This window comes from Actinocrinis sp., from assembly GCF_035650855.1.
GTDB lineage: Bacteria > Actinomycetota > Actinomycetes > Streptomycetales > Catenulisporaceae > Actinocrinis.
Genome location: NZ_DASRGV010000371.1, coordinates 13,334 through 27,113 on the forward strand (window position 1 = coordinate 13,334; position 13,780 = coordinate 27,113).

Here is a 13,780-nt window from a genome sequence, read left to right on the forward strand (position 1 = left end):
CAGAGGGGGGAACCGGGTGAACCTCGTCCGTGGATATCCGCGTGCCGCTTTCATAGGCCTGATCGCGGCCGGGCTCATATCCGGCGCCGCGTATGTCGCCTTCCCGGCGCACGGCGAGGAGGTGACCGTCTCGCAGGACACGCTGCGCACCGGCTGGGACCAGAGCGAGACGACACTGGACCCGGCCTCGGTCCACTCCGCCGACTTCGGCCAGCAGTTCGCCACGACGCTGGACGGCCAGGTCTACGCCCAGCCCCTGATTGTCGGCAACACCCTGATAGCGGTGACTGAGAACGACAAGGTCTACGCGCTGGACAAGGCGACCGGCGCGATTCTGTGGACCGACGACTTCGGCCCGGCCTGGCCCGCCTCCACCATCGGCTGCTCGGACCTGACGCCGAACCTCGGCATCACCTCGACTCCGGTCTACGACCCGTCCACCCAGTACGTCTATCTGGTCGCCAAGTCCTACAACACCGCTGACCCGATGCACCCGAGCTATCACATGCACGCGGTGAGTCTGGCCGCCGGCGCGGAGAAGCCGGGCTTCCCGGTGGCCATCGGCGGCCACCCCTCCAATGACGCGGCAGCGACCTTCGATCCCGCCTACCAAGGCCAGCGTCCGGGCCTGCTGCTCCTCAACGGAGTCGTCTACGTGGGCTTCGGCTCGCACTGCGACTTCGGCCCCGACTATCGCGGATACATCGCGGGCGTCTCCACCGCCGGCAAGCAGACCGCGCTGTGGTCCGATGAGACCGGCACCGGCAACACGGGCGGCGGCATCTGGGGCGCCGGCGGCGGACTGGTCTCGGACGGCGACGGGCAGATCATCTTCGCCACCGGCAACGGAGTCTCGCCGGCCCCCGGCCCCGGAAACGCGCCCCCCGGCAACCTCGCCGAGTCGGTGGTCCGGCTGCACGTGAACGCGGACGGCTCGCTCTCGCCGGCCGATTTCTTCAGTCCCTGGGACGCGACGAAGATGGACGCCACAGACGCCGACTTCGGCTCGGGCGGCCCGATGGCGCTGCCCGACGGATACGGCACCGCGGCGCACCCGCACCTGCTCGTGCAGATGGGCAAGGACGGCAGGCTGTTCCTGCTCGACCGGGACAACCTCGGCGGCCACCAGACGACTCAGGGTGCTGACGCGGCGCTCGGCATTGTCGGCCCTTTCCAGGGGCAGTGGGATCATCCTGCGTTCTACGGCGGCGACGGCGGATACGTGTATCTGGTCGGCAACGGCGGTCCGCTGCGCGCGTTCAAAGTCGGGGTCAGCGGTACCGGCGTCCCGGCGTTGACCGCGGTGGGCGCCAGTGCGGGCACCTTCAACTACACCTCCGGCTCGCCGGTGGTGACCTCGAACGGCATGACCGCGGGCACCGGCGTCGTCTGGGTCGTCTGGTCCTCCGGCCCGACCGGAGCCAACGCCGAGCTGCGGGCCTACAGCGCCGAGCCGGACGGCAACGGCGTGCTGACCCAGCTGTGGTCCGCGCCGATCGGCACCGCGGTCAAGTTCACCACCCCGGCCACCAGCGACGGCCGCGTCTACATCGGCACCCGCGACGGCAAGATCCTCGCCTTCGGCCGGCCGGCCAAGTCCGTGCTCACCGGCTCGCCGGTCTCCTTCGGCAACGTCCCGGTCGGAACCACCGGCACCGCGACGCTGACCGTGACGGCCGCGACGGCGCTGAACGTCACCGGGGTCTCGGCCACCTCGCCGTTCTCGGCGACCGCCCCGGCCCTGCCGCACGCGATGAACCCCGGGGACACCCTCTCGATTCCGATGACCTTCGCCCCCGGCGGCACCGGGACGATCAGCGGAACGGTCACCTTGAGCACCGACTCCGGACCGGTCTCGTTCACCGCCGACGGCTACGGAACGAAACCCGGTCTCGGCGCCAATCCGCCCAACGCGGTCTTCTTGGATCAGCCGGTCGGCCTGAGCGCGACGAAGAACGTTCAGGTGACCAACACGGGTACGAGCACTGAGACGATCAGCGCGGCGACCTCGCCGAACGCGCCGTTCACCGTCGCCGGGCTGCCCGCCGCCGGCGCCACCGTCGCGCCGGGCGGTTCGTTCGTCGCCTCGGTGACCTACTCGCCGACCGCGTCGACGGGCACCGGAGCGAATACGGACTCGTTCACCGTGACCTCCACCTCGGCCGACGATCCCAGCACCACGCACTCGCTGACGATCTCGCTGAGCGGCAGCGCGGTGGACGCGGTCAAGAACCTCAACATCACGCCCTGGCCGCTGGACTTCGGCGCGGTCCCGATCGGCGGCACCGCGACCAAGAGCTTCAGCATCACCAACACCGGGAACGTGCCGGTGACGATCACCAAGGCCAAGGCGCCGGACTCGGACTTCAGCTCCGCCTCGCCGCTGCCTGAAGGCCAGGTGATCGGCCCGGGCGAGACCTACGTCCAGCAGGTCACCTTCACCCCGACCTCGGTCGGGGCCGAGACCGCGCAGTACGAGATGACCAGCGACGACGGTCAAGGCGCCCGCTACCTGCCGATCACCGGCACGGCGACCGGCACCCTGCCGCCGGTTCCGACGGGCTGGCAGCTGAACGGTACGGCCACGACGACCGCAGCCGCCGGCACGATCCAGCTGACCCCGGCCACGACGCCCGAGGTCGCCGGCTCCGCCTTCGGCACCGCGGCGGTGCCCACGAACAACCTCGCGGCCTCCTTCACCGCGCAGCTGAGCGGCGGGTCCGGCGCCGACGGGCTGACCTTCTCGCTGATCGACGCGACCAAGAACCAGCCGACCGCGCTGGGCAGCCCGGGCGGCGGCCTCGGCCTCGATGGGCTGAGCGGCATCGGCGTGGCCTTCGACACGTTCTGGAACGCGCAGGCCAACTCGGGCAACTATGTCGCGATCGCGACCGGCGTGGACGACGGCACGGGCGCGACCACCTACCTCGCGACCGCTCCGATTCCGGCGTCCTTGCGCACCGGGACGCATGCGGTCACCGTGACCGTCATCGCGGGTGTCATCACCGTGTACGTCGATGCCGCACAGGTGCTGACGTACAAACCGGCGGCCGGCCTGATTCCGGCGAGCGCATACGCGGGCTTCACCGCCGGCAACGGAGGACAGACCGACCTGCACGCGGTGAGTAACATCGTCATCGCCACATCTCCGGCCTCTGCGACGGTCACGGCGCCCGCGGCCGCCCCGGCCACGGTCTCCTTCGCGGGCAAGCCGGTGGGCTACCACTCACTGACCACGGTGACGCTCAAGAACACCGGCGCGGTGCCGGTGGTGGTCACCGCAGTCACGGCCACCGGGCTGACCGGCGAGCTCGGAGTCTCCGCACTGCCCGCAGTGGGCACGGTGATCCCGGCAGGCGGCTCCATCACCGTCAACCTCACCTTCGTGCCGACCCTGTCCAGCAAGGCGCACGGCTCGCTCTCGGTAGTGACGACCGGCGGGACGATCACCGTTCCGGTCACCGCTGTCACCTGGCCGCCGCCCGGCGTCACGATCGCCGTGAAAGCCCACTGAAACCGCCCGCTGATCAAGGGGCTGAGGCCCGCATCCCGGCCCGCGCCTGCTTCCCTTCATGAAGGGAAGCAGGCGCGGGCCGAGTCGTCCCTGGTGTCGCGACTGCACCAGATGCAACTTTCAGCCGTACTTGAACGGTTAAGTCGGCGGTCCTACCGTGCTAGGGCACTAGGGCGCGGCACCGTCGCCGTGCGCTTCTCTGCCCACGGAGGTCTCTGCATGGATACGCTCCACAACCGCTCGCCACGGCTGCGCGCCGCGCTCGCCGGCATGGGCGTCGCCGCGCTGGCCGCGAGTGCCGGAATCGTCGCGCTCACCACGGGTCCGGCCGCTGCCGCCACTCCCGCGTGCGCGGTCACGTACACCGTCAGCAGCCAGTGGCCCGGCGGCTTCGGCGCGAGTATCACCATCGTCAACAACGCGGCCGCGATCAACGGCTGGACCTTCGGCTTCTCCTTCGGCGCCGGGCAGACTGTCACCCAGGGCTGGAACGGCACCTGGTCGCAGAGCGGTGCGAACGTCACCGTCAGCAGCCTGAGCTGGAACGGCTCGATCGCGACGGGCGGCTCGATCCAGCTTGGCTTCAACGGCTCGTGGACCGGCAGCAACCCGGTACCGAGCACCTTCACGCTCAACGGCACGACCTGCAACGGAGCCTCCGCGAGCGGCAGCCCGACGCCCTCGGCCAGTCCGTCGAAGTCCGCTTCGCCGAGCGCCTCCCCGTCGGCCTCGCCCTCGGTCTCGCCCTCCGGATCGAGCGGTGGCGGCGGCTCGGCCCCGCAGCTGCACGTCTCCGGCAACAAGATCGTCACCTCGACCGGCGCCGCCTGGACCCCGCACGGCGTGAACCGCTCCGGCGGCGAGTACGAGTGCGTACAGGGCTACGGCATCTGGGACGGTCCGGCCGACCAGCCCTCCGTCACCGCGATCAAGAGCTGGAACGCCAACGCGGTGCGCATCCCGCTCAACGAGGCCTGCTGGAACGGCGAGTCGTACGTCAGCTCGGCGTATGCGGGCTCGAACTACATCAACGCGGTCAAGGCCTTCGTCAACCTGCTGAACTCGAACGGCCTGGTCGCGATCCTGGACCTGCACTGGACCGACGGCACGTACACCGGCAACTCCTCCGGCTGTTCCGCGGCCACGGCCACCTGCCAGAAGCCGATGCCGGACGCGGCGCAGGCCATCCCGTTCTGGACCTCGGTCGCCAACACCTTCAAGGGCAACAACGCGGTCATCTTCGACCTCTTCAACGAGCCCTACGCGTCCCGGGCCACCGGTGACAGCGCCTCCGGTTGGACCTGCTGGAAGAACGGCGGCACCTGCAACGGGATCGGCTACCAGGTCGCCGGCATGCAGGGTATGGTCAACGCGGTGCGCGGCACCGGCGCCAGCAATGTGCTGATGCTCGGCGGCGAGGAGTACTCCAACGACCTGACCGGCTGGCTGGCCAACGAGCCCACCGACCCGGACAACAACCTGGTCGCCTCGTTCCACGACTACAACTTCAACACCTGCGCCCCGCAGTCCTGCTGGACCAGCCAGGTCGCGCCGGTCATCGCGAAGGTCCCGGTCATCGCGGGCGAGATCGGCGAGAACGACTGCTCCGGCAGCTTCATCAACCCACTGATGTCGTGGCTGGACTCCGAGCACACCGGCTACCTCGCCTGGACCTGGGACAACTGGTCCGGCGGCTGCTCCAGCGGCCCGACCCTGATCACCGACTACACCGGAACGCCGACCAACTTCGGCGCGGCGTACAAGGCGCACATCACCACGCTGCCGTAAGCAGCGATTCCGAAGAGCCATGAGACACCGCGCCGCGGTCCCTCCGCACTAGGGACCGCGGCGCGGCTCGTCTGTATCAGTGATCGACTGTCAAAGTCAATCAATGCTTTGCTTCAGGCGGTGCGCATCAGCCTTCGAGCTTGACTACCAGCACTCCGAACGGCGGAAGCGTCACCGCGTCCTCGGCCAGCCGGCCGCCGTTGCGGAGCGCAGGTTTCACGGTCAGCTCCTCGGCGGCCTGGCTCACGAACCACACCCACCGGGTACCGTCCTCGTGTTCGAGCACGTCCACGGCTACCCTCGGCTCGTCTACGGTGACCACCCGCGCGACTCCGGCGAAGTCGGCCAGCGCGTCGTACAGCTCCCGAGTCGGATCCGGATTCACACGCGGCAGGTACGCCGCCATGTGTTCGATCGGATAGGTGCAGAACACCATCGAGCCCGATCCGACCCGCCGCACCAGCAGCGCCGGGCGGCCCTTTCCGTCCACGGCGACGACCTCGGCGTCGGTGGGCACCACCGGCAGCATCGCGCGGCTGTGCTCGTTGCCGCCGGTGCGGAAGCGCAGCCGGCTGCCCTCGGCCAGGGCGCCGAACGGCCGGACGAACTCGAATTCGAACTCGTCCTCCTCCACCGTGTCTACGAGCCCATAGACGAGTTGGTGTTCGAACCCGAATAGGGTGTTCATCGCGGCGTGCCAGGGGCCGCGCTGGTTGCCGTGCGCGCCGGCGAAGTAGGACACGTACACCGTCGCACCGTCTACCGCCAGATCGGCCAGCGTGTACCAGGTGGGGGAGAGCAGCTGCTTGGTCGAGGGCACCAGGTACAACTTCGCGTCGGCCCCGATCCCATCGCTCTCCCGCGCGATCGCCACCGGCAGGTCCGCCAGCCGCGTCGCGACATAGGCCTGCCCCAACGTGCGGCACAGCTCCGGCCCGTCCGTGCCCGGCTCGGTGAACGGGTACTCCGTGTCAAGGAACGAACTGACCACGAGGGCGGCCTCGGCCGGGGTGCGGCGCAGCCGCGGGAAGTCGACCTGGGCCAGCACGTCGGCGAAGGCGCGCAACTCGGCCAGCTGCGGCTTCGGCGCGCCCTGCGCGTCGGTCAGCCCGAAGTGCAGCTCGAACGGATGGTGTCGATAAGGGTCCTGATGTTCGAGGCCGTCGAAGTCGGTGTTGTTCCAGGCGCCCCAGCCGGTGGCCCCGGCCAGCAGCGAGTTGTGCAGCGCCTGCCGGTAGAAGTGCGCGCCGTAGGCGTCGGAGGTGAAGTCCGAGGTGAGGCCGAACTCCTCCAGGACCACCGGCAGCCCGAACGAGCCGGCCAGCTCGCAGATCCAGGCGGCCGTGTAGTGCTGACGCACCGGGTCGTTGCCCATGGGGTAGCTGTGCGGGCCGAGGAAGTCGCACAGGCGCGCGGCGTCGCGCAGCCGGAAGCCGTTGTCCCGCCCGGTGATCTCCAGCCCCCACGCCCCGTCGCCCAGCGAGATCGGCTGGGTTCCGCCGTGCGCGCGCACCGCGTCGATGATCAGCTGGGCCCAGGAGGCGACCTGCTCGCGCGGGGAGTTCTCGCCGCCGTAGATCGGCATCTCGTTGCTCACCAGCCAGCCGGCCACGGCCGGATGCGAGGCGAAGCGGCGGGCCATCTCCCCGCCGAACCAGGCCTGCTGCGCGACCATCCACACGTCCCCGTACAGGTCGCGGCTTCCGCGCCAGGCCGGGTCCCAGTTCTCCCCGGACATGTGCCCGACGATCAGCGTCGGGATCGTGTACATGCCCAGCTCGGCGTGCAAGTCGAGAAATTCCGCGTAGCTCGCGCAGCACTGCTCGTCGACCCGGTTGGGCTCCGGCATGAAGTCCGGCCAGTAGAAGAACGAGCGGGTGAAGGTCAGCCCGTGTTCGCGCAGCACCGCAAGCTCCGCCCTGACCGTGTCCGCGTCGAACTGACGCCACATCAGCGGGCCGCCGCGGCGGGACCAGAAGTTCGCGCCGATCCACGGCGCGGGACTGGAACCGGGCTCGCCGGGCAGCCTGAGTGAGGGACGGTGCATGCGGGTCACGACCTTTCACGGGCGGGACTTGAGGCGCGTTCGGAGCGGCGGCACCCCCTGGGCGGGAGACCGGTGGGTGCTATACCGGTTTAGTGGACCGTAAATCGGCCCGCCGCGCAAGAGCCTTCCCGGCGCCGGGCGGATCGCCGGACCCGGCCGGTCCTCAAGGGCGCTTGTAAGCTTCACGCCGCTCGGCGCGGCCACTCGCCACAGCGAACGCTGCGGTCTGAGCCGCCGCCGCGCCGTAGACTGCCCACGGACGGTGGGGTTGCTGCTCGGTACGGGAGGTTGCACGAGGTGAAACGGCCTACGATCGCGGATATCGCCCAGCGGGCCGGGGTCACCAAGGCGGCGGTGTCGTTTGCGCTGAACAACCAGCCGGGCGTCTCGCCGACCACCCGGCAGCGGATTCTGGAAATCGCCAGGGAGATCGGCTGGCAGCCCAACAGCGCGGCGCGGGCCTTGTCCGACGGCAGGGCCGGTGCCTTCGGCCTGGTCATCGACCGCCCGGCCGGGATCCTCGGCGCGGAGCCGTTCTTCATGCAGCTGATCGCGGGCATCCAGGGCGCGCTCGCCGAGGGGCACACCGCCCTGCTGTTCACCGTGGCCGAGGACCGCCAGGCGGAGATGGAGCTCTACCGCACCTGGTGGGCGCAGCGCCGGGTGGACGGGGTCTTCATGGTGGACCTGCGCATCGACGACCCGCGCATCGCGGTGCTGCGGGAACTGGCGCTGCCCACGGTGGTGGTCGGCGCGCCGGAGGGTTCGGGCGGGCTCTCGGCGGTCTGGACGGACGACGAGACGGCGGCCCGGCTGGCCGTGGAGCATCTGGCCAAGCTCGGCCACCGGCGGATCGCCCGGGTGACCGGTATGACAGACCTCTGGCACACACGGATCCGCACCGACGCCTTCATGCAGGCGGCGAACGAGGCGGGTATCGAAGCGCACTGCGTCACGGCGGACTACACCGCCGAGGGCGGCGCCGACGCGACGACCGCGCTGCTGGCCGAGCCGGATCCGCCGACCGCGATCGTCTACGACAACGACCTGATGGCCGTCTCCGGACTCGGCGCGGCGCAACGGGCCGGGGTGGACGTGCCCGGTGAGCTGTCCGTGGTCTCCTGGGACGACTCGGTGCTCTGCCAGCTCGTGCATCCGGCGCTCACCGCCCTGCGCAGAGACGTTGTCGCCTATGGCGCGCACGCCGCGCAGCGGTTGCTGGAACTGGCGGCCGGCGGGGCGCCGGGTTCCCGCGGTGAGGCACCGGCAGTGCTGACGCCGCGCGCGTCCACCGCGCCGCCGCCTGCGCGCCGCAGGTGAGCTGAGCTCCGGTGCCTCGTCCGTCGAGGCGCCGGTACTGCCGCTGACACTCGCCCTGCTATTGCCATTGCCACCGAACCAAGTCAGCGCATGTCCACCGCGCCGCCCCCTGCGCGCCGCGGGTGAGCTGCGTCGCGCCGTTTCGTCTGTCGAAGCGCTGCCACTGCCACCGAACCGGGCCATAAGTCCGATTCTGTCCTTATGCTCGGTTCATCGCGCTTGATCGTCGAATGTTTCTTTCGGCCAAGCGCGCCCTCGCCCGCCCCCGCCGCCGCACCCGCCTGCCCGGTTCCAAATCCGGTCCTCCGCACTCTTGACGCTTAACCGGTTCAGTGCCAGCATCCGTGAACACTCGGCAATGCTGCGAACCGGTGGCAGCAGTACCCGCCTGGGTTGTGAATCCGCACCCTAATCCTGGCGTAGCGAAGTGAGGCTCAACGATGAGATCTAGATGGCGCGCGGTATCCGCCCTGGTCCTGGCCCCCGTCCTGGCCGCGGCCGCGGCCTGCGGGAGCGGGGGCTCCGGCTCCTCCTCAAGCTCCGGGCCCAGCGGGGTGATCACCGCCTCCGGCTCCTCCACCCCGTTCACGGCCAACTTCAACCCGTACTCGCCGAGCTTCCAGATCGGCACCACCGGGATGATCTACGAGCCGCTGATGTTCTTCAACACCGCGAAGGCCGGGGATGTCGAGCCCTGGCTGGCGCAGTCCTACACCTGGAACGCCGACGGCACCGCGATCACCTTCAAGCTGCGCACCGGCGTCACCTGGAACGACGGCAAGCCCTTCACCGCCGCCGACGTCGCCTACACCTTCAACCTGGCCGCGAGCGACGCGGCGCTGAACACCAACGGCCTGCCGGTCAAGAGCGCGGCGGCCAACGGCAACGACTCGGTGACCATCACCTTCACCAAGCCGTCCTACCAATACCTCGTCTACGTCGCGGCCAAGACGATGATCCTGCCGCAGCACATCTGGTCCACGGTCTCGGACAAGAAGACCTGGACCAACCCGAAGCCGGTGGGCACCGGCGCGTGGACCGTCGGCAAGCTCAACAGCCAGGTCCTCGAATACGACGCGAACCCGCACTACTACCAGGCCGGCCTGCCGAAGCTCAAGACCATCAGGTTCGTGACCTTCAGCGGCAACAGCAGCGCCGACCAGGCCATCGAGTCCGGCCAGATCGACTGGGGCGGCGGCTTCGTGCCCGACGTCAAGAAGAACTTCCTGGCTAAGAACTCGAAGTTCGCCCTCGAGGACATCCCGCTTTCGGTGACGTACCTGATGCCCAACTACAAGCAGGGCCCGACCGCGGACAAGGCGGTGCGCCAGGCGATCAGCCAGGCCATCGACCGCGACTTCATCAGCCAGTCCGTCTACAACGGGTACGCCCCGGCGACCAACCCGATGGACCTGCTGACCCCGAACTTCAACAACATCCTGGACCCGAGCCTGGCCGGCCAGAGCTTCGGCAAGGCCGACCCCGCGGCCGCGAAGGCGACCCTCCAGGCGGCCGGCTACACCCTCGGCTCGGACGGAGTGTTCAAGGACAAGTCCGGCAAGCCGCTGAACATCTCGATCAAGGTGGTCACCGGGTGGTCCGACTACATCAGCATCCTGCAGATCGTGGAGCAGGAACTGGCCGCGGCCGGAATCAAGCTCACCGTGGTGCCCGAGGCGTACGCCGCGTGGCTGGACGACCAGAACGCGGGCAACTTCCAACTGATGATCGACAACTTCGGGTACACCTCCGACCCCTACACCTACTACAACCAGCTGCTCAACGGCTCGTTCGCGCCGCCCATCGGCAAGACGGACCAGTTCGGCGACTATGGCCGCTACGACAACCCGCAGGTGGACTCGCTGCTCGCGGACATCGCCTCGACCCAGGACGCCGCGAAGCAGAAGCAGGACTACTACCAGATCGAGCACCTCGTGCTGCAGGACGTGCCGACCATCGCGCTGTTCGCCGCGCAGGACGAGATCGAGTTCAACGGCAACCACGTGAAGAACTTCCCGACCACCGACAGCCCGTACGCGCCCCCGCCGCCGTGGCTGAACCCGGACGAGGGCCAGGTCGCCATGCACCTGGAACCGGCCAGCTGACCTGACGCGCGGATCTCCCGGCAAGGCGATCGCGCGTCCCGGAGCGCGCACCTGTGCACAGAACTCGTGCACGGCGTTCCGGGACGCGCGCCGCCGTAGCCGGGCGACGCACTACGAGTAAGGAGGCGGGGCGTGCGCCTGCGCTATGTCGGCCGGAAACTCGGCTTCTACCTGGTGGCCGCATGGATCGCGATCACCCTGAACTTCTTCCTGCCGCGGCTGATCCCCGGCGATCCGATCGCGGTCATCATCAACAAGCAGTCGCAGACCGGCTCCGTCCCGCCGGGCGAGGCGGACCAGCTGCGCAAGCTGCTCGGGCTCAGCTCAGGCAGCCTGATCAGCCAGTACGGCCAGTACCTTGATTCACTTGCCCATCTGCGCTTCGGGCTGTCGATCACCGTCTTCCCCACTCCGGTGGTCGACCTGGTGCGGCAGGCGATCTTCTGGACGCTGATCCTGGTCGGCGTCGCCACCCTGTTCAGCTTCCTGCTCGGCGTCGGGCTCGGTACGGTCACCGGCTGGCGGCGCGGCAGCAGGCTGGAGGCGATCGTTCCGGCGACGACGCTGCTGACCGCGGTGCCGTACTTCTGGCTGGCGCTGCTGCTGGTGTATCTGTTCGCGAACAAGCTTCAGTTCTTCCCCGCGCAGGGCGGTTACGACATCTCGCTCGATCCCGGCTGGAGCGGCGCGTTCATCTCCTCGGCGATCCGGCATTCGCTGCTTCCCGCCATCACGCTGATCGTCGCGTCGATCGGCGGCTGGCTGCTCGGAATGCGCAACATGATGGTCGCAACGCTCGCCGAGGACTACGTGGTCGCGGCCGAGGCGAAGGGCCTGAGCTCGATGCGGGTCATGGTCCGGTACGCGGCCCGTAACGCGGTGCTGCCGAGCGTGTCAGGGTTCGCCGTCTCCATCGGCTTCGTGGTCACCGGGCAGATCGTGATGGAGCAGGTCTTCAACTACCCCGGTATCGGCAATTTGCTGTTCAACGCCGTGCAGAACCAGGACTACCCGCTGATGCAGGGGATCTTCCTGGCTATCAGCTTCGCCGTGTTGGGCGCGAACCTGTTGGTGGACCTGCTCTACGGCTTCATCGATCCGCGCACGAAGGAGGCGTAAGTGTCGGCCACGGTCACCACACAGTTGGTGGAAGCGCCGGTCGAGACCGCCGCGCGCGGCACCGGCCTGCTACGCACCGCACTGCACTCGCGGCGCCTGATCGCAGGGCTCTGTATCGTCGGGTTCTTCGTCCTGCTCGGCGTGATCGGCCCGCTGCTGCTCGGAAATCCGAATCTCATCAGCACCGACCGCGCGGCATCCCCGTCCGCCGCGCACTGGTTCGGCACCACGGACATCGGCCAGGACGTGTTCTCGCAGACGGTGGTGGGCACCCGGGCCACCCTGGAGATCGGCGCCGCGGCCGGCCTGGTCGCGACCGTGATCTCGGTGATCATCGGGATCGGCGGCGGCTACGCGGGCGGCTGGGTGGACGAGATCCTCGCCCTGCTCTCCAACGTCGCCCTCGTGATTCCCACTCTGCCGCTGGTCATCGTCGTGGCCGCGTTCGTGAAGAACACCGGCCTGCTGCCGACCATCTTCGTGATAGCGATGACCACCTGGGCCGCCTCCGCGCGAGTGCTACGCGGCCAAACGCTCTCGATCCGCAACCGCGACTACGTGCTCGCCTCCAAAGCCCTGGGCGAACCGGTCTGGCGGATCGTGCTCGTGGAGATCCTGCCGAACGAGCTGCCGATCATCGTCTCGCAGTTCCTGTTCTCGATGATCTTCGCGATCCTCGCGCAGGCCGGCCTCGCCTTCCTCGGATTGCAGAGCCCTGACCTGCTCACCTGGGGCAACACGCTGTACTTCGCCCAGAACGCCGAGGCACTCTCCTCCGGCGACTGGTGGTGGTTCGCGCCGCCGGGCCTGTGCATCGCCCTGCTCGGCGCGGGCCTCGCCCTGATCAACTTCGGGCTCGACGAACTGCTCAACCCGCGGCTGCGCGTGTACCGCGAACCCCGCGGCCGTCGCGCGAACAAGGTCAGCCCGGTAGCCGGAACGGAGACGCAGCAGTGATCACGACGACCGGAACCGAGGCGCCGCACGGCTTCGCCGGCCTCGGCACAGATCTCGTCTTGCGCGCGAGCAACGTGAGCGTCGAATACGCCGGAAGCCGCCCGACCCGGGCCGTGCGCGACGTGTCGCTGGAGCTGCGGCGCGGCGAGGTGCTCGGCATCGTCGGCGAGAGCGGCTGCGGTAAGTCAACCTTCGCCTACGCGCTGACCCGGATGCTGCGGCCGCCGGCCCGGATGACCGCCGGCGTCGTGGAGTATTTCAGCCGGGACGGCGAGAGCGTCGACCTGGCCACCCTGGACGGCGACCGGCTGCGCGCGTTCCGCTGGAACAAGGTCTCGATGGTGTTCCAGAGCGCGATGAACGCGCTGAACCCGGTGACCAGCATCGGCAGCCAGATGGACGACATCTTCCGCACCCACCGGCCGGGCATGGACAAGGCCGCGCGCCGCGCCCGCTCCGGCGAGCTGCTGGAGATGGTGGGCATCGACCCCAAGCGGCTGCGCTCCTTCCCGCACGAGCTGTCCGGCGGCATGCGCCAGCGCGTGGTGATCGCGATGGCGCTGGCCCTTGAGCCGGAGGTCGTGGTCATGGACGAGCCGACCACGGCCCTTGACGTGCTGGTGCAGCGGGAGATCCTGGACGAGGTCGAGCGGCTGCGCGCCGAGCTCGGCTTCTCAGTGATCTTCATCACCCACGATCTGGCGCTGCTGCTGGAGATCAGCGACCGGCTCGCCGTGATGTACGCCGGCCAGGTGATCGAGTACGCCCCGGCCGAGCAGGTCGCCGCCTCGCCGCTGCACCCATATACCAGGGGCCTGCTTCGCTCGTTCCCGGACCTGCGCGGGGAGCGGCGCGAGATGCACGGGATCCCGGGCAGCCCGCCGGACCTGCGGACGAACCTGGTCGGCTGCCCGTTCGCGCCGCGCTGCG

The 13,780-nt window shown here is 69.0% G+C and carries 8 protein-coding genes; 7 read left to right on the forward strand and 1 reads right to left on the reverse strand.

Features of this window, described 5'->3' with window-relative positions:
• Positions 1–16 precede the first annotated feature (16 nt).
• Both VFB40_RS26180 and VFB40_RS26185 read left to right on the forward strand, forming a co-directional pair.
• The gene (locus VFB40_RS26180) at positions 17–3,514 is read left to right on the forward strand and encodes a choice-of-anchor D domain-containing protein (RefSeq protein WP_324855258.1); all 3,498 of its coding nucleotides are present in this window, start codon (positions 17–19) and stop codon (positions 3,512–3,514) included.
• A gap of 219 nt (positions 3,515–3,733) precedes the next feature.
• Entirely contained in the window at positions 3,734–5,302 is a 1,569-nt protein-coding gene (locus VFB40_RS26185; RefSeq protein ID WP_324855260.1) for a glycoside hydrolase family 5 protein, read from the forward strand.
• Positions 5,303–5,429: 127 nt separating this feature from the next.
• Here VFB40_RS26185 and VFB40_RS26190 read toward each other — a convergent pair whose 3' ends face one another.
• Positions 5,430–7,349 carry a glycoside hydrolase family 5 protein gene (locus VFB40_RS26190; RefSeq protein WP_324855262.1) on the reverse strand — a complete coding sequence of 640 codons (1,920 nt, stop codon included), beginning with the start codon at positions 7,347–7,349 and terminating at the stop codon, positions 5,430–5,432.
• 297 nt (positions 7,350–7,646) lie between these two features.
• On the opposite strand from VFB40_RS26190, the gene VFB40_RS26195 reads away from it, so the two are divergent.
• The 5 genes from VFB40_RS26195 to VFB40_RS26215 all read left to right on the forward strand — a co-directional run.
• The gene (locus VFB40_RS26195; RefSeq protein ID WP_324855264.1) at positions 7,647–8,669 is read left to right on the forward strand and encodes a LacI family DNA-binding transcriptional regulator; all 1,023 of its coding nucleotides are present in this window, start codon (positions 7,647–7,649) and stop codon (positions 8,667–8,669) included.
• A 440-nt stretch (positions 8,670–9,109) separates the two neighbouring features.
• On the forward strand, positions 9,110–10,774 hold the full coding sequence (locus tag VFB40_RS26200; RefSeq protein WP_324855266.1) for an ABC transporter substrate-binding protein: 1,665 nt from the start codon (positions 9,110–9,112) through the stop codon (positions 10,772–10,774).
• Between the two features lie 138 nt (positions 10,775–10,912).
• Entirely contained in the window at positions 10,913–11,893 is a 981-nt protein-coding gene (locus VFB40_RS26205) for an ABC transporter permease (protein WP_349261639.1), read from the forward strand.
• Positions 11,894–12,850 carry an ABC transporter permease gene (locus tag VFB40_RS26210; protein ID WP_324855270.1) on the forward strand — a complete coding sequence of 319 codons (957 nt, stop codon included), beginning with the start codon at positions 11,894–11,896 and terminating at the stop codon, positions 12,848–12,850. It abuts the gene before it with no gap.
• The coding region (locus tag VFB40_RS26215; protein ID WP_324855272.1) for an ABC transporter ATP-binding protein at positions 12,847–13,780 on the forward strand (934 nt) is incomplete at its 3' end. The genes VFB40_RS26210 and VFB40_RS26215, both read left to right, overlap by 4 nt.

Bases quoted from the DNA above. Each gene is read 5' to 3' on its own strand.
- VFB40_RS26190 (WP_324855262.1), bottom strand. From the start codon at position 7,349: ATGCACCGTCCCTCACTCAGGCTGCCCGGCGAGCCCGGTTCCAGTCCC.
- VFB40_RS26185 (WP_324855260.1), top strand. From the start codon at position 3,734: ATGGATACGCTCCACAACCGCTCGCCACGGCTGCGCGCCGCGCTCGCC.
- VFB40_RS26200 (WP_324855266.1), top strand. From the start codon at position 9,110: ATGAGATCTAGATGGCGCGCGGTATCCGCCCTGGTCCTGGCCCCCGTC.